The 15575-nt window shown below is 40.7% G+C and carries 28 protein-coding genes and 1 pseudogene; 1 reads left to right on the top strand and 28 read right to left on the bottom strand.

Features of this window, described 5'->3' with window-relative positions:
• A pseudogene (locus tag EII37_RS11330) lies at positions 1–197 on the top strand (hypothetical protein); the annotation flags it as partial.
• Here the strand turns inward: EII37_RS11330 and EII37_RS02970 are convergent.
• The 28 genes from EII37_RS02970 to rplB all read right to left on the bottom strand — a co-directional run bounded on the left by EII37_RS02970 (position 194) and on the right by rplB (position 15571).
• On the bottom strand, positions 194–886 hold the full coding sequence (locus tag EII37_RS02970) for a histidine phosphatase family protein (RefSeq protein ID WP_185695942.1): 693 nt from the start codon (positions 884–886) through the stop codon (positions 194–196). The pseudogene EII37_RS11330 and the gene EII37_RS02970 overlap by 4 nt on opposite strands.
• A 243-nt stretch (positions 887–1129) precedes the next feature.
• Entirely contained in the window at positions 1130–2467 is a 1338-nt protein-coding gene (locus tag EII37_RS02965; protein ID WP_124787535.1) for a PFL family protein, read from the bottom strand.
• A gap of 9 nt (positions 2468–2476) precedes the next feature.
• On the bottom strand, positions 2477–2743 hold the full coding sequence (locus EII37_RS02960; protein ID WP_000644124.1) for an ACT domain-containing protein: 267 nt from the start codon (positions 2741–2743) through the stop codon (positions 2477–2479).
• A gap of 264 nt (positions 2744–3007) precedes the next feature.
• Positions 3008–3394, bottom strand: a complete 387-nt coding sequence (gene rplQ, locus EII37_RS02955) for a 50S ribosomal protein L17 (protein ID WP_084889262.1) — start codon at positions 3392–3394, stop codon at positions 3008–3010.
• An 11-nt stretch (positions 3395–3405) separates the two neighbouring features.
• On the bottom strand, positions 3406–4341 hold the full coding sequence (locus EII37_RS02950; RefSeq protein WP_000568988.1) for a DNA-directed RNA polymerase subunit alpha: 936 nt from the start codon (positions 4339–4341) through the stop codon (positions 3406–3408).
• Between the two features lie 42 nt (positions 4342–4383).
• The gene (gene rpsK / locus EII37_RS02945) at positions 4384–4767 is read right to left on the bottom strand and encodes a 30S ribosomal protein S11 (RefSeq protein ID WP_001118385.1); all 384 of its coding nucleotides are present in this window, start codon (positions 4765–4767) and stop codon (positions 4384–4386) included.
• Between the two features lie 17 nt (positions 4768–4784).
• Positions 4785–5150, bottom strand: coding sequence for a 30S ribosomal protein S13 (rpsM, locus tag EII37_RS02940; RefSeq protein WP_000090781.1), 366 nt, complete (start codon positions 5148–5150; stop codon positions 4785–4787).
• A gap of 17 nt (positions 5151–5167) precedes the next feature.
• Complete coding sequence (rpmJ, locus tag EII37_RS02935) at positions 5168–5284, bottom strand: 50S ribosomal protein L36 (RefSeq protein ID WP_001808836.1); 117 nt, start codon at positions 5282–5284, stop codon at positions 5168–5170.
• Positions 5285–5308: 24 nt separating this feature from the next.
• On the bottom strand, positions 5309–5527 hold the full coding sequence (infA, locus tag EII37_RS02930) for a translation initiation factor IF-1 (protein WP_001029883.1): 219 nt from the start codon (positions 5525–5527) through the stop codon (positions 5309–5311).
• A 116-nt stretch (positions 5528–5643) separates the two neighbouring features.
• Positions 5644–6282, bottom strand: coding sequence for an adenylate kinase (locus EII37_RS02925; RefSeq protein WP_124787534.1), 639 nt, complete (start codon positions 6280–6282; stop codon positions 5644–5646).
• Positions 6283–6436: 154 nt separating this feature from the next.
• Positions 6437–7747, bottom strand: a complete 1311-nt coding sequence (gene secY / locus EII37_RS02920; RefSeq protein WP_124787533.1) for a preprotein translocase subunit SecY — start codon at positions 7745–7747, stop codon at positions 6437–6439.
• Between the two features lie 12 nt (positions 7748–7759).
• A complete protein-coding gene (gene rplO / locus EII37_RS02915; RefSeq protein ID WP_000766087.1) occupies positions 7760–8200 on the bottom strand; it encodes a 50S ribosomal protein L15 in 441 nt (146 codons plus the stop codon).
• A 144-nt stretch (positions 8201–8344) separates the two neighbouring features.
• Positions 8345–8527, bottom strand: a complete 183-nt coding sequence (gene rpmD / locus EII37_RS02910; protein WP_000057241.1) for a 50S ribosomal protein L30 — start codon at positions 8525–8527, stop codon at positions 8345–8347.
• Between the two features lie 13 nt (positions 8528–8540).
• Positions 8541–9035, bottom strand: coding sequence for a 30S ribosomal protein S5 (rpsE, locus tag EII37_RS02905; RefSeq protein ID WP_000874202.1), 495 nt, complete (start codon positions 9033–9035; stop codon positions 8541–8543).
• 17 nt (positions 9036–9052) lie between these two features.
• The gene (gene rplR, locus EII37_RS02900; RefSeq protein ID WP_000624044.1) at positions 9053–9409 is read right to left on the bottom strand and encodes a 50S ribosomal protein L18; all 357 of its coding nucleotides are present in this window, start codon (positions 9407–9409) and stop codon (positions 9053–9055) included.
• A gap of 83 nt (positions 9410–9492) precedes the next feature.
• Positions 9493–10029 (bottom strand): 50S ribosomal protein L6, encoded by a 537-nt coding sequence (gene rplF / locus EII37_RS02895; RefSeq protein WP_000086640.1) that lies wholly within the window; start codon positions 10027–10029, stop codon positions 9493–9495.
• 225 nt (positions 10030–10254) lie between these two features.
• Positions 10255–10653 carry a 30S ribosomal protein S8 gene (gene rpsH, locus EII37_RS02890; RefSeq protein WP_000245504.1) on the bottom strand — a complete coding sequence of 133 codons (399 nt, stop codon included), beginning with the start codon at positions 10651–10653 and terminating at the stop codon, positions 10255–10257.
• 213 nt (positions 10654–10866) lie between these two features.
• Positions 10867–11052 carry a type Z 30S ribosomal protein S14 gene (locus EII37_RS02885; protein WP_001085697.1) on the bottom strand — a complete coding sequence of 62 codons (186 nt, stop codon included), beginning with the start codon at positions 11050–11052 and terminating at the stop codon, positions 10867–10869.
• Between the two features lie 17 nt (positions 11053–11069).
• Positions 11070–11612 carry a 50S ribosomal protein L5 gene (gene rplE / locus EII37_RS02880; protein WP_000013542.1) on the bottom strand — a complete coding sequence of 181 codons (543 nt, stop codon included), beginning with the start codon at positions 11610–11612 and terminating at the stop codon, positions 11070–11072.
• Positions 11613–11635: 23 nt separating this feature from the next.
• Entirely contained in the window at positions 11636–11941 is a 306-nt protein-coding gene (rplX, locus tag EII37_RS02875; RefSeq protein ID WP_000497691.1) for a 50S ribosomal protein L24, read from the bottom strand.
• Between the two features lie 77 nt (positions 11942–12018).
• The gene (gene rplN / locus EII37_RS02870) at positions 12019–12387 is read right to left on the bottom strand and encodes a 50S ribosomal protein L14 (RefSeq protein WP_000616545.1); all 369 of its coding nucleotides are present in this window, start codon (positions 12385–12387) and stop codon (positions 12019–12021) included.
• A 25-nt stretch (positions 12388–12412) separates the two neighbouring features.
• On the bottom strand, positions 12413–12673 hold the full coding sequence (gene rpsQ / locus EII37_RS02865) for a 30S ribosomal protein S17 (RefSeq protein WP_000440801.1): 261 nt from the start codon (positions 12671–12673) through the stop codon (positions 12413–12415).
• A 24-nt stretch (positions 12674–12697) separates the two neighbouring features.
• Positions 12698–12904 carry a 50S ribosomal protein L29 gene (gene rpmC / locus EII37_RS02860; RefSeq protein WP_000772918.1) on the bottom strand — a complete coding sequence of 69 codons (207 nt, stop codon included), beginning with the start codon at positions 12902–12904 and terminating at the stop codon, positions 12698–12700.
• A gap of 9 nt (positions 12905–12913) precedes the next feature.
• Positions 12914–13327, bottom strand: a complete 414-nt coding sequence (rplP, locus tag EII37_RS02855) for a 50S ribosomal protein L16 (RefSeq protein ID WP_000960946.1) — start codon at positions 13325–13327, stop codon at positions 12914–12916.
• A 3-nt stretch (positions 13328–13330) separates the two neighbouring features.
• The gene (rpsC, locus tag EII37_RS02850; protein WP_000529936.1) at positions 13331–13984 is read right to left on the bottom strand and encodes a 30S ribosomal protein S3; all 654 of its coding nucleotides are present in this window, start codon (positions 13982–13984) and stop codon (positions 13331–13333) included.
• A 12-nt stretch (positions 13985–13996) separates the two neighbouring features.
• Complete coding sequence (gene rplV, locus EII37_RS02845) at positions 13997–14341, bottom strand: 50S ribosomal protein L22 (protein WP_000818137.1); 345 nt, start codon at positions 14339–14341, stop codon at positions 13997–13999.
• Between the two features lie 11 nt (positions 14342–14352).
• Positions 14353–14634: a 30S ribosomal protein S19 gene (gene rpsS, locus EII37_RS02840; RefSeq protein ID WP_000533766.1), complete on the bottom strand. Its 282-nt coding sequence runs from the start codon at positions 14632–14634 to the stop codon at positions 14353–14355.
• A gap of 103 nt (positions 14635–14737) precedes the next feature.
• On the bottom strand, positions 14738–15571 hold the full coding sequence (rplB, locus tag EII37_RS02835) for a 50S ribosomal protein L2 (RefSeq protein ID WP_000512911.1): 834 nt from the start codon (positions 15569–15571) through the stop codon (positions 14738–14740).
• Positions 15572–15575 lie beyond the last annotated feature (4 nt).

Here is a 15575-nt window from a genome sequence, read left to right as displayed (position 1 = left end):
ACTCAATGAAAATCAAAGAGCAAACTAGGAAACTAGCCGCAGGTTGCTCAAAGCACTGCTTTGAGGTTGTAGATAAGACTGACGAAGTCAGCTCAAAACACTGTTTTGAGGTTGTGGATAGAACTGACGAAGTCAGTAACCATATCTACGGCAAGACGACGTTGACGCGGTTTGAAGAGATTTTCGAAGAGTATTAAATAGAGGTTTCCTCCATCTTCTCCCATCCTAGTTCTCGGTAACTACGGTCGCCGACAACTTCTACGCTAAACTGCCCGTCCTCATATTCAATGATCGTTACGCTACCATTATCGAGACCATGCGGATGCATGCCATTAATCAGATACACAATGGTTCCAATGGTCATTCCATGGCTGACGACGAGAGCGTTCCCCCCGCCTTGTTCTTCCATTTCTTTAGCAATAGCTTCAAAGCCTTCTTTGATTCGGCCACTGAGTTTTTCCCATCCTTCAGCCCAACCAGCTGTATCGACCTCTACCAAACCCTCAGCCAGTTCAGCATAAGATAATTGGTGAACGTGGTCCACATTAAAGATACGAGGAATAATACCCATGAAAAGATCACCATCATAAGCTCCGTCAAAGCTACCAAAACACCATTCTCTGATACGCTTGTCCATACGATAAGGGATTTTCCCCTGAAAGCCAAGTTCTTCAAGGATAATTCCCATTGTCTGAATAGTGCGACCAGAATCACTCGAATAAGCGCGATCAAACTGTAGACCAGATTCTCGCAAACCGATTCCTAATTCTTGAATCCCTCGTTCACCTTCAGTTGTTAAAGGAGTATCGCTCCAACCTTGCGCGCGACCAATCGTGTTAAACATGGTCTTGCCATGACGTACCAAATACAATCGTACTTTTACCATTTTCCGTCCTCCGTTTGCTTCTATTATATCATGGATGATAAAACAAAAGCCACCCATACAGGCGACTTTTGCAGGAGATTATTATGAAAAAGTTTAGGAGTTCATTAAATAAAGATATTAGATGAAAATCAAATTCAAACTAAATCAGTGTTATCTGCTTCAAATAATATTAGGAGGTCTTTATTTAATGATTATAGTATACACATCCAACCTTAAATAGAACTTAAAATTTCTCCTATTTTCTTAATTTTTAAAACTATGAATTGGTGCTGGGATTTGTCCTCCACGAGAGATAAAATCAACAGACGAAGCCCCATTGACCTTCATAACTGGAGCTGTACCAAGAAGACCACCAAACTCAATCATGTCACCTTCTTTTCCTTTGGGAATGATACGGACAGCTGTTGTTTTCATATTAATGACACCAATTGCGGCTTCATCTGCAATCATGGCCGCAATAGTTTCAGCAGGTGTATCTTCTGGAATGGCAATCATATCTAAACCAACAGAACAGATAGCCGTCATGGCTTCTAGTTTTTCTAAATTAAGAGAGCCATTTTGCACTGCAGCAATCATTCCCTCATCCTCAGAAACAGGGATAAAGGCACCAGACAAACCACCGACTTGGTTGCAGGCCATAACTCCCCCCTTCTTAACTTGGTCGTTCAAGAGAGCTAAGGCAGCCGTCGTTCCATGCGTACCAACTGTCTCTAGTCCCATTTCTTCTAGGACACGTGCTACAGAATCTCCAACCGCAGGAGTTGGCGCCAAACTCAAGTCCACAATACCAAACTCTACACCCAGTCTCTCACTGGCCATTTGACCAACCAATTGACCGATACGAGTGATTTTAAAGGCAGTTTTCTTAACTGTTTCGGCTACTACATCAAAGCTCTGTCCACGAACTTTTTCCAAGGCACGTTTCACCACACCAGGACCAGAAACTCCGACATTGATGATAACATCTGCCTCCCCAACACCATGAAAGGCACCCGCCATAAATGGATTGTCCTCAACAGCATTAGCGAATACAACCAACTTGGCCGCTCCCATATCTGATAGATTAGCCGTTTCCTTAATAACTCGTCCCATATCTGCCACAGCCGTCATATTAATACCAGACTTGGTTGAGCCAATATTAACTGACGAGCAAACCTTATCCGTTTCAGCCAAAGCGCGAGGAATAGAATTGATGAGAATCTCATCTCCCTTTTGATAACCTTTTTGTACCAAGGCAGAGAAACCACCAATAAAGTCCACACCAATCTCTTTCGCAGCCTTATCAAGCGCTTTTGCTAAAACTACATAGTCCGTCGCATCTGTCGCTGCTCCAATCAGAGAAATAGGAGTCACCGATACACGCTTATTAACGATAGGAATTCCCAACTCAGCTGCAATTTCGTCACCAACAGTCACTAAATTAGCTGCCTTGGTCGTAATCTTTTGATAAATTTTCTCCGCAGCACGATTGATATCTGGATCGATACAGTCCAAAAGGGAGATACCCATGGTAATAGTTCTGATATCGAAGTTTTGCTCCTCAATCATGGCGATGGTTTCAGTAACTTGTCTAATATCCATGTGCACCTCCTAGATATTATACATAGCTTCGAAAATCGCTGCACTCTGAATATTGATTTTCACATTCAAAGTTTGCCCAAAAGCTTCAAATTCATTACGAAGATAAGTGAAATCTTGTTTTTCATCACTAGATACGACAGCCATCATCGTGAAATATTCATCCAAGACAGTTTGAGAAATATCATCAATGTTCAAACCCAATTCTGCAATTTTACCAGAAACACCTGCAACAATTCCAGATTTATCTTTACCAACAACAGTTATAATCGCTTTCATAAGCAAACTCCAATTCTTCTTAAAATAGGAAACCTGAACATTTAGCAGATTTCTTCTTAAATAGTATAGCATAATTCCAACTAAAATACTCAAAAACGCCTGCTTACGAAGTTGTTCTTAAGAAAAAAACAATTTCGTAAACAAGCGTCTACTATCCCAACTTATGATGAGTGTTCCCGCTAGGACCGAAATCCTAGCGGTAGACCAGAGCTAGACTAAGAGCACAAGACTCCATCATCATAACACTCAACAAAATTGATGATTTTATACTAATTCGATGATCGCCATTGGCGCTGCATCACCACGACGTGGTTCAGTTTTAAGGATACGAGTGTATCCACCGTTACGTTCAGCATAACGAGGTGCGATTTCTGAGAACAATTTTTGAAGTGCTGTAGTAGAAGTGTACTTATCAGCTGCTTCATCATAGTTTTCAGATGCGATTTCATTACGTACGAAAGCAGCTGCTTGACGACGTGCATGCAAATCACCACGTTTACCTAGAGTAATCATTTTTTCAACAGTTTTACGGATTTCTTTAGCACGAGCTTCAGTTGTCACGATTGATTCGTTGATCAAAAGGTCAGTTGTCAAATCGCGAAGCATTGCTTTACGTTGTGAGCTAGTGCGTCCTAGTTTACGGTAAGCCATGTATTCCTCCTTTATTTATCTTTTAATCCAAGACCCAAATCAATGAGTTTGAGTTTCACTTCTTCCAAACTCTTGCGTCCAAGATTTCGTACTTTCATCATCTCTGCTTCAGATTTTTCTGTCAAATCATGCACAGTATTGATACCGGCACGTTTCAAACAGTTGTATGAACGCACAGACAAGTCCAGTTCCTCAATCGTACGATCCAAAATACGATCGTCAGATTCAGTGTCAGCTTCTTTCATCACTTCAGTTGACTTAGCAATCTCAGTAAGATTTGTAAACAAATCAAGATGTTCTGTCAAAATACGTGCTGAAAGCCCTAAAGCATCTTCTGGAATAATTGTTCCATTAGTCAAGATTTCAAGGGTTAATTTGTCAAATCCATCATTGCTACCTACACGAGCAGGTTCCACTTGATAGTTGACTTTTGTAACTGGTGTATAAATAGAATCTACAGCAAGTGTTCCAACTGGTGCATTATCCTTTTTATTTTCATCAGCAGGTACATATCCACGACCACTGTTAACAGTCATAGTCGCTTTTAGGGAAGAACCTTCACCGATTGTAAAGAGATAATGATCTGGATTTACAATTTCAATATCGCTATCTGTCAAAATGTCACCAGCTGTTACTTCAGCAGGACCTTCAACATCTAGTTCGATGATTTTTTCGTCTTCAACGTACGATTTCACTGCAATTCCTTTAATGTTCAGAATGATTTGCATCACATCTTCACGAACACCTGGAACTGTGTCAAACTCATGTAACACACCATCAATGTTGATAGATGTCACAGCTGCTCCTGGTAGAGAAGCTAGAAGTACACGACGAAGAGAGTTACCAAGAGTTGTACCGTAGCCACGTTCAAGTGGTTCGATTACAAACTTGCCATAATCTTTATTTTCATCAATTTTTGTTATATTTGGTTTTTCAAACTCGATCATTTAGTTACTCCCTCTTAAACGAAAAGCAGTGTAATGCGATGATTATACACGGCGACGTTTTGGAGGACGAGCACCATTGTGTGGCACTGGAGTCACATCACGAATTGCTGTTACTTCAAGACCAGCGGCAGCAAGCGCACGAATAGCTGACTCACGACCAGAACCTGGACCTTTTACAGTAACTTCAACTGATTTAAGACCGTGTTCTTGTGCAGATTTAGCAGCAGCTTCAGAAGCCATTTGAGCAGCGAATGGTGTAGATTTACGAGAACCTTTGAAACCAAGAGCACCAGCTGATGACCAAGCAATTGCATTACCATGCACATCAGTAATCATAACAATAGTGTTATTAAATGTAGCGTGAATATGAGCAATACCAGATTCGATATTCTTCTTCACACGACGTTTACGTGTTGGTTTAGCCAAGACTTTTACCTCCTATATTATTTTTTCTTACCAGCGATCGCAACAGCTTTACCTTTACGAGTGCGAGCGTTGTTTTTAGTGTTTTGTCCACGGACAGGAAGTCCACGACGGTGACGGATACCACGGTATGAACCGATTTCCATCAAACGTTTGATGTTCAAGTTTACTTCACGACGAAGGTCACCTTCAACTTTGATTGCATCCACTTCACGACGGATAGCATCTTCTTGATCTGATGTAAGATCACGTACACGAACATCTTCTGAGATTCCAGCAGCAGCCAAAATTTTCTTAGATGTTGCAAGTCCGATACCATAAACATAAGTCAATGAGATTACTACGCGTTTGTCATTTGGAATGTCAACTCCAGCAATACGAGCCATGTTTTCTCCTTTCTATTTTATCCTTGACGTTGTTTGTGTTTTGGATTTGCTGGGCAAATTACCATAACACGACCATTACGACGAATAACTTTACAGTATTCGCAAATTGGTTTGACCGATGGTCTTACTTTCATTTCTTATCCCTCCAAGTTTTTCGATTATTTAAAGCGGTAAGTGATACGTCCACGTGTCAAGTCATATGGACTCATTTCGACAGTAACACGATCTCCCGCTAAAATACGAATATAGTTTTTACGAATTTTACCAGAAACTGTTGCTAAAATCTGATGTCCATTTTCAAGTTCAACCGTAAACATTGCATTCGGCATTGTATCAACTACTTTGCCTTCAACTTCAATCACATCGTCTTTTGCCACGCAAAAGCACCTCCATAAATTTCGATTCGATGCCTCTAGATACAGAGACAACAATTATAAGTCAGACTATCTCAGTATAACATTTGTAGCAGATTTTTGCAAGTGTCAAAAACGCTTTATTTCAAATTTGTCAATACTTTTTCGATATCTGAGAAGACATCATTGATATCTTGATTACCTTCAATGTCATGAACCAAACCTTTGGCACGGTAGTGAGCAATGATTGGTTCTCCTTGAGCAATATTAACGTCCAAACGACGTTTTACTGTCTCAGGTTTGTCATCTTCACGTTGGTAATAATCTTCTTCTTTATAGTCAACTGGTGGGTTAAAGACCTTGTGGAAAGTTTCTCCAGTTACGCGGTGGATGATACGGCCACTCAAACGTTCCAAGAGGCTATCTGGATTCACTTCAATGTTGATGACACCTTCTAGTTCAATGCCAAGTTCAGCCAATGTTTTGTCCAAGGCATGAGCTTGTTCGATTGTACGCGGGTAACCATCCAACAAGAATCCTGTTTCTTTAATACCATCTTGTGAAAGACGTTCTTTTACGATTCCATTTGTCACTTCGTCAGGAACCAATTCACCCTTGTCAATGTATGACTTAGCAAGAACACCCATTTCAGTTTGATTTGCCATAGCAGCGCGGAACATATCACCTGTTGAGATATGTGCAACATGGAATTGTTCTACGATTTTTGCTGCTTGAGTTCCCTTACCTGCACCAGGTAAGCCCATAATCAAAAGATTCATGATTTGATCTCCTTATTTTATTTTTAAATAGAAGCAAAAAATATTTTCACCCCTATTTAAAAACAAAATAGAAGAGGGGAGACCAAACTCTTACAAATGTTAGAGTTAAACCTCCACTCCCTCAGCATTTACTATTCAAGTAAATACTTCTATTTTATTCTGTTCTATCCATGAAACCAACATACTTACGTTTCAATAAGTAACCTTCTAATTGTTTGATTCCTTCAATACCTGTAGAGATAATGATCAAAAGACTAGTACCTCCAAAAGCAACTGCTTCTGAAAGTCCGAAAACATCTTTTGCTACGATAGGTAAAATAGAAATCACACCAAGGAAGAGGGAACCAACTGTTGCAAGACGACGAAGAAGTTTAGACATATATTCTTCTGTACCTTTACCAGGACGAACTCCATGGATATAGGCACCGCTCTTTTGTAAGTTCTCTGCCGCTTTTTCAGGATTAATCTGTACAAACGTATAGAAGAATGTAAAGAGAATAATTAGGACTGCATACATTGCAACACCGGTTGGTGATGTTGTTGACATCATTTCTTGTGCTGTACGTACCCATGCCCAATCATGTCCTGTAGCACTCAAAAACTGAAGAATCGCCGCAGGAGCCGCAGTAATTGAACTTGCAAAGATAACAGGGATAACTCCGGCAGGGTTTACCTTCAAAGGAAGGTAAGAGCTAGATGGAGCACCTTGTGCAACCTTAGTATATTGGATTGGAATTTTGTATTCTGCTTGTTGAACATATGTTGTAAAGTAAACAATCAACAAGACAGCGATAATCAAAATAACGACAAAGATAATGGATGAATTCAATCGACTACTTGGAATATTAACAAAATAGTCCACATAGATACTTTGAATCATCTCTGGAATTGAAGCGACAATCCCGGCAAAGATAATCATGGAAACACCGTTTCCGTATCCCTTATCTGTAATTTGTTCACCTAGCCATGTTACAATCATACTACCCGCTGTAAGGATAATCCCAATCATAACAAACACTTGTGGTGTCAAGTCAGTCGTTAGTAATTTAGCTCCAGATAAAGTATTAAATCCGGCAGTTATACCAATCGACTGTACAAAAGCTAGTACAAGAGCGATATAACGTGTTGCTTGATTTAATTTTCTTCTCCCCACTTCTCCTTGTTTACCCCACTCTACAAATTTAGGTAAAATATCCATCTGCAAGAGTTGAACAACAATTGAAGCAGTAATATACGGACTAACACCAAGTGCAAAAACTGAAAAGTTTTTCATAGCATTACCTGAAACCAGACTAAGCATATTCAAGAATGATAAACCACTAAGGGCTTCCAAACTTTTTGCGTTTACACCTGGAACAGTGATACTAGTACCGATACGAAAAACAAGAATAATGAAAATAGTGAAAAATATTTTGGATCTTACTTGTTTAACCTTGAGAGCCTCTTTTAATAATTTAAAAAACATAGGTCACCTCTCTTAGATGACTTCTACTGAACCACCTTTAGCAGTGATAGCTTCTTCAGCTGATTTAGAGAATTTAGCTGCTTTCACAGTTAATTTCTTAGTCAACTCACCGTTACCAAGAATTTTAATACCTGATTTTTCAGCTTTAACAATTCCTGCTTCGATAAGAACAACTGGAGTTACTTCAGCACCATCTTCAAAGACGTTCAATTGGTCAAGGTTCACAATTGCGTATTCTTTAGCGTTGATGTTAGTGAATCCACGTTTTGGAAGACGACGGAACAATGGAGTTTGTCCACCTTCAAAACCAAGGCGAACTCCGCCACCGCTACGAGCTTTTTGACCTTTTTGACCACGACCAGATGTTTTACCGTTACCTGATGAAGTACCACGACCAACGCGGTTACGTACTTTACGAGAACCTTCTGCAGGTTTCAATTCATGAAGTTTCATTTTTATTTTCTCCTCTTTTGTAAAATGCTAGCGCCGATAAGGAAGAAAAGGTTGTCTCCCCCATCAACTCGCCTATACGACGTCATCATAGATGACTATATCTAGTTTTAGGGGATGGTATAGTGCACATCCCCTAAAAATTCATTAGTTTACTTCTTCAACTGTTACCAAGTGAGATACTGCAGTAATCATACCACGGATAGCAGCGTTATCTTCTTTAATAACAGAGCTGTTCAATTTGCCAAGTCCAAGTGCTACAACAGTTTTACGTTGTGATGGAATGCGTCCGATTGGAGACTTAGTCAAAGTAATTTTAATTTGAGCCATTTTATCCCCTTTCTTATGCCAAATCAGAAACTGAAATACCACGAAGGGCAGCAACTTCTTCAGCGCGTTTCAATTGTTTCAAACCTTCAACAGTTGCACGAACAATGTTGATTGGAGTGTTAGAACCAAGTGATTTAGATGTAATATCTGCCACACCTGCCAATTCCACAACGGCACGAACTGCACCACCAGCGGCAACTCCAGAACCTTCTACAGCAGGTTTCAACAATACTTTAGCTCCACCGAATTCTGAAAGAACTTCGTGTGGGATTGTTGTTCCAACCATAGGAACTTCGATCAAGTTTTTCTTAGCATCATCTACTGCTTTACGGATTGCTTCTGGAACTTCTTGAGCTTTACCAGTACCAAATCCTACGCGACCGTTGTGGTCACCAACAACAACAAGAGCTGCGAAACGAAGACGACGTCCACCTTTAACAACTTTTGTAACACGGTTGACAGCAACTACGCGTTCTTCTAATTCAACTGCATTGTCTTTAAATGCCATTTTCTAGTGTCCTCCTATTAGAATTTCAATCCGTTTTCACGAGCTGCATCAGCCAAAGCTTTCACACGTCCGTGATATAGATATCCACCGCGGTCGAACACCACTTCTGAAATACCTTTAGCGTTTGCACGTTCTGCAACGAGTTTACCGACAGCAACGGCTTGTTCAGTTTTAGTTCCTTTTGAAACTTCTTTGTCAAGAGTTGAAGCACTTGCGAGCGTTACACCCGCTACGTCATCAATCACTTGAGCGTAGATGCCTGTATTAGAACGGAATACGTTCAAACGTGGGCGATCAGCAGTTCCAGAGAGTTTTCCGCGAACGCGACGGTGGCGTTTTTGGCGGAGTTTGTTTTTATCTGGTTTTGAAATCACAGTTTTCACCTCTTTAGTTTTAAATCGTGTGCTATGCACAAAGTTGGAAAATAGGTTGGTGGTTGAGACTCAACCACTCAACATTATTTACCTGTTTTACCTTCTTTACGGCGAACGAATTCACCAACGTAACGGATACCTTTACCTTTATATGGTTCTGGTGAACGAAGGCTACGTACGTAAGCAGCTGTTTGACCAACTACTTCTTTTGAAATTCCGCTAACAACGATTGTTGTTGGGTTTGGAAGTTCAAAAGTAATTCCTTCTGGAGCTTCAACTTCGTCTGGATGAGATTTACCAACAGCCAAAACAAGTTTAGATCCTTGAAGTTGTGCACGGTAACCAACCCCGCGCATTTCAAGTTCTTTCTTGAATCCTTCTGATACACCAACAACCATGTTGTTCAAAAGGGCACGAGTCGTTCCATGGATAGTTTTCATTTCTTTTGAATCGTTTGGACGGTGAAGAGTTACTTCAGTACCTTCCACACGGATTTCAATATCTTTTGAGAACTCACGAGTAAGTTCTCCTTTAGGTCCTTTTACAGTTACAACGTTGTCATTGTTAGTGAGTTCAACACCAGCAGGCAACACGATAACTTTATTACCAATACGTGACATGTTTATTTTCTCCTGTTAAATTGTCAGGCCAGAACGGCCAGTTTTCACGGGGGTAAGATACTTATTTAGTTCAAGAGCTGAACTGAACACGCTCTAACGAGCTTTGTATCTTGATTTGAGTTCGAGCTAAGAATTTGGTGAAAAAGATAAGCTTGTCTTGGAGCATCGCTCCTGCTACAAACTTCCTATTTTCACTGCATTCTTTTAACGCTCTCACATCATCAATTACCAAACGTAAGCGATAACTTCCCCACCAACATTCTTTTGGCGTGCTTCTTTATCAGTAAGCAAACCTTCAGAAGTTGAAAGGATAGCAATTCCAAGTCCGTTAAGAACTTTTGGAAGGTCTTCACGTTTTTTGTAGACACGAAGTCCTGGTTTAGAAACACGTTTCAAGTTAGTGATAACTTTTTCACCGTTTGGTCCGTATTTAAGGAATACACGGATGATGCCTTGTTTGTCATCTTCGATGATTTCAACGTTTTTTACAAAACCTTCGCGTTTAAGGATTTCAGCAATCCCTTTTTTGATGTTTGATGCAGGTACTTCAAGTACTTCGTGTTTAGCTTGGTTAGCGTTACGAATACGAGTTAGGAAGTCTGCGATTGGGTCAGTCATAACCATTTTGTTTTTCTCCTCTTACTAGTAGTTTGCAAGTTGCACTTGCTAGTTAATGATTGAGCTAGGCTCAGAAAGTATTAATACATTCAAACTAGATAATTTCCATTTGAACACGAGCTACAACCTGGGCAAAAAAGATAGATTTGTTTTGGAGCATCGCTCCTACACCAAATCTCCTATTTTTGCTGGGGTTGTTACGCTCTTTGTATCATGATATTACCAAGACGCTTTTGTTACACCAGGAATTTGTCCTTTGTAAGCTAATTCACGGAAGCAAACACGGCAAAGTTTAAATTTGCGGTAAACTGAATGTGGACGACCACATTTTTCACAACGAGTATAAGCTTGAGTAGAGAACTTCGCTGGACGTTTGTTCTTAGCAATCATTGATTTTTTAGCCATTAGATTTACCTCCTATATTATTTTGCAAAAGGCATTCCAAGGCCTGTAAGCAATGCACGTGACTCTTCGTCAGTGTTAGCAGTTGTTACGATAACGATGTCAAGACCACGAGTTTTGTCAACGTCATCGAAGTTGATTTCTGGGAAGATCAATTGTTCTTTCACACCAAGTGTGTAGTTTCCGCGTCCATCAAATGATTTTGTTGGAACACCGTGGAAGTCACGTACACGTGGAAGTGAAACTGAAACCAATTTATCCAAGAATTCGTACATACGTTCACCACGAAGGGTAACTTTTGCACCGATCGCAACACCTTCACGAAGACGGAAGCCGGCGATTGATTTTTTAGCTTTAGTGATAAGTGGTTTTTGACCTGAGATAAGTGCTAATTCTTCAGCAGCTTTTTCAAGGCTTTTAGCGTTTGATACAGCTTCACCAACACCCATGTTCAAAACGATCTTATCTACTTTAGGCACAGCCATCACTGATGAGTAGTTGAATTGTTCTGTCAAAGCAGGAACTACTTCATTAAGATATTTTTCTTTTAAACGATTTGCCATTATACTTCTCCTTTCCTTCGTGATTAATCAAGCACTTCGCCTGATTTTTTGTTGTAGCGAACTTTTTTACCGTCTACAAATTTGTAACCAACACGACCAGCTACACCATTTTTGTCCAAAACTTGAACGTTTGATACGTGGATAGCTGCTTCTTTCTCGATGATACCACCTTGAGGAAGCTCGTTAGTTGGACGTTGGTGTTTCTTAACGATGTTAACACCTTCAACGATAACTTTGTTTACTTTTGGAAGGGCAGTAAGGACAACAGCTTCTGTTCCCTTATCTTTACCAGCGATTACGCGAACTTTGTCGCCTTTTTTTACAAACATTAGGTTTCTCCTTGATTTTTCTTACGCCCATAAGGGCACCCTAGCTTGAAGCTAGGGGACTAGTTTGTTTCTAAAAATTAAAGTACTTCTGGAGCAAGTGACACGATCTTCATGAAGCCACCTTCACGCAATTCACGTGCAACTGGGCCAAAGATACGTGTTCCGCGAGGAGTTTTGTCTTCACGGATGATAACTGCTGCGTTTTCGTCAAACTTGATGTATGAACCATCAGCACGACGAGCACCTGATTTAGTACGAACGATAACTGCTTTAACAACGTCACCTTTTTTAACCGCACCACCAGGAGTAGCTTGTTTTACAGATGCCACGATAACATCACCGATGTTTGCAAATTTACGTCCTGAACCACCAAGAACTTTGATAGTCAAGATTTCACGAGCACCGCTGTTGTCTGCGACTTTCAAACGAGTTTCTGTTTGAATCATTTCAGTTTTCTCCTTTCAGGTTTGATTAGATGATGACCGCTTCTTCAACAACTTCTACAAGACGGAAACGTTTTGTAGCTGAAAGCGGGCGAGTTTCCATGATACGTACGATATCGCCTTCTTTGGCAACATTGTTTTCATCATGAGCTTTGTATTTTTTAGAGTAGTTAATACGTTTACCATAGACTGGGTGGTTACGTTTTGTTTCAACTACAACTGTGATTGTCTTGTCCATTTTGTCAGATACAACACGTCCAACAAGAACTTTACGATTATTGCGTTCCATTGAAATTTCTCCTTCCCTAGTCTATTATTTCGCTTCAGATTGAACTGTTTTGATACGAGCGATTTGTTTTTTAACTTCTTTCAAGCGAGCTGTTTGTTCCAATTGACCAGTAGCAGCTTGGAAACGAAGTTCAAACAATTCTTTTTTCAATTCGTTTTCGCGCTTCGCGAGTTCTTCTTGAGAAAGACCACGAAGTTCTTTAACAAATTCTTTTACTTCATTAAGTTTCATGCCTTCTCCTTATTCTGCTTCACGTTTTACGAATTTACATTTAACTGGCAATTTGTGGCTAGCAAGACGAAGCGCTTCGCGAGCGATCTCTTCAGATACACCAGCGATTTCGAACATCACTTTACCACGTTTAACTGGTGCTACCCAACCTTCAGGTGCCCCTTTACCAGATCCCATACGCACACCGATAGCTTTAGCAGTGTATGATTTGTGTGGGAAGATTTTAATCCAAACTTTACCACCACGTTTCATGTAACGAGTCATGGCGATACGAGCAGCTTCGATTTGGCGGTTAGTGATCCAGTGGCTAGTTGTAGCTTGAAGACCGTATTCACCGAATGCTACTTCTTTTCCACCTTTTGCTTCACCGCGCATTTTTCCACGGAATTCACGACGGTGTTTAACACGTTTAGGTACTAACATTGGTTATTTACCTCCTTTAGTGTTTTTGCGAGCTGGAAGAACTTCACCACGGTAGATCCATACTTTAACACCAAGTTTACCGTATGTAGTATCTGCCTCTTCCCAAGCGTAATCGATATCTGCACGAAGTGTGTGAAGTGGAACAGTTCCTTCAGAGTATCCTTCAGCACGGGCGATATCTGCACCGTTCAAACGACCTGATACTTGAGTTTTGATTCCTTTAGCTCCAGCACGCATTGCACGTTGGATTGCTTGTTTTTGTGCACGACGGAAAGCAACACGTTGCTCTAATTGACGAGCAATTCCTTCACCTACAAGGTGAGCATCCAAATCAGGTTGTTTGATTTCGATGATGTTGATGTGTACTTGTTTTCCAGTCAATTTGTTAAGTTTTGCACGAAGTGCATCAACGTTAGCACCACCTTTACCGATAACCATACCTGGTTTAGCAGTGTGAAGTGAAACGTTAACTTTGTTTACTGCGCGTTCGATTTCGATAGTTGAAACTGCTGCGTCAGCAAGTTCTTTTTGAACGAATTTACGGATTGCAAGATCTTCATGAAGGTAATCCGCGTATTCTTTTTCAGCATACCATTTGGCATCCCAATCACGGATGATGCCGACACGCATACCAATTGGATGTACTTTTTGACCCACGATTTTACCTCCTTATTTTTCTGCAACAGCTACAGTGATGTGAGCTGTACGTTTGTTGATTGGTGAAGCTGAACCTTTCGCACGTGGACGGAAACGTTTCATAGTTGGTCCTTCGTTTGCGAATGCTTCAGATACTACCAAGTTAGCTTTATCCAAACCAAAGTTGTTTTCAGCGTTAGCTACAGCTGAGTTCAAAACTTTCAAGATGATTTCAGCAGCTTTGTTTGGAGTGAATGTCAAGATTGCGATTGCATCGGCTACGCTTTTACCACGGATGTTATCAAGAACAAGACGTGATTTACGAGGTGAAACACGTACTGTACGAGCCATTGCTTTAGCTGAAGTAATTTCTGCCATTTATGTTCTCCTTATTTTCTACGTGTTTTCTTGTCGTCTGCAGCGTGACCTTTGTAAGTACGAGTTGGTGCAAATTCACCAAGTTTGTGACCTACCATGTCTTCTTGGATGTAAACAGGTACGTGTTTACGTCCGTCATAAACTGCGATAGTGTAACCAATGAAACTTGGGAAGATCGTTGAACGACGTGACCAAGTTTTAATAACTTTTTTCTTTTCGTCGTTAGCTTGAGCTTCAACTTTTTTCATCAAATGCTCATCGACGAAAGGTCCTTTTTTAAGACTGCGTCCCATTTTTATATTTTCTCCTTTAAATGTTGTACCACAGCGGCTTGCGCTCACATGGAGCGCTACCGAGCTGGCGGATTTACTAGTTGCTTAAGCGACTAGTTTAATATTATTTCTCGTTGCGACGACGAACGATAAGTTTGTCAGATTTCGCTTTCTTGTTACGAGTTTTAAGACCAAGAGCAGGTTTGCCCCATGGAGTAGATGGTGCTTTACGACCAACTGGTGCTTTACCTTCACCACCACCGTGTGGGTGATCGTTAGGGTTCATTACAGAACCACGAACTGTTGGGCGGATACCTTTCCAACGGCTACGTCCTGCTTTACCAAGGTTTACAAGTCCATGTTGTTCGTTTCCGACAACACCAACTGTAGCACGGCAAGTTCCAAGAATCATACGAACTTCACCTGATTGAAGACGAACAAGAACGTATTTACCTTCAGAACCCAATACTTGAGCAGATGCTCCAGCAGCACGTACCAATTCACCACCACGACCTGGTTTCAACTCGATGTTGTGGATCAAAGTACCAACTGGGATGTTAGCAAGTGGAAGAGCGTTTCCGACTTTGATATCTGCTTCTGGACCTGAAACGATACGTTGACCTACTTCAAGACCTTTTGGAGCGATGATGTATGCTTTCACACCGTCAGTGTAGTGTACAAGAGCGATGTTTGCAGAACGGTTTGGATCGTACTCGATAGTTTTAACAACTGCTTCAACGTTGTCTTTGTTACGTTTGAAGTCAACCAAACGGTAGAAACGTTTGTGTCCACCACCTTGGTGACGAACTGTGATACGACCGTTGTTGTTACGACCAGCCTTGCTCTTCAATGCAACAAGCAATGATTTTTCAGGAGTGCTTGTTGTGATTTCAGCGAAATCCAAAGAAGTCATATTACGGCGACCGTTTGTTGTTGGTTTATAAACACGAATTCCCACGATA

Origin of the sequence: Streptococcus sp. OH4692_COT-348 (assembly GCF_003859975.1) — a bacterium.
Lineage (GTDB): Bacteria > Bacillota > Bacilli > Lactobacillales > Streptococcaceae > Streptococcus.
Note: the sequence above shows the minus strand (reverse complement) of the source record. Positions and strands in the feature narration are given on the sequence as shown.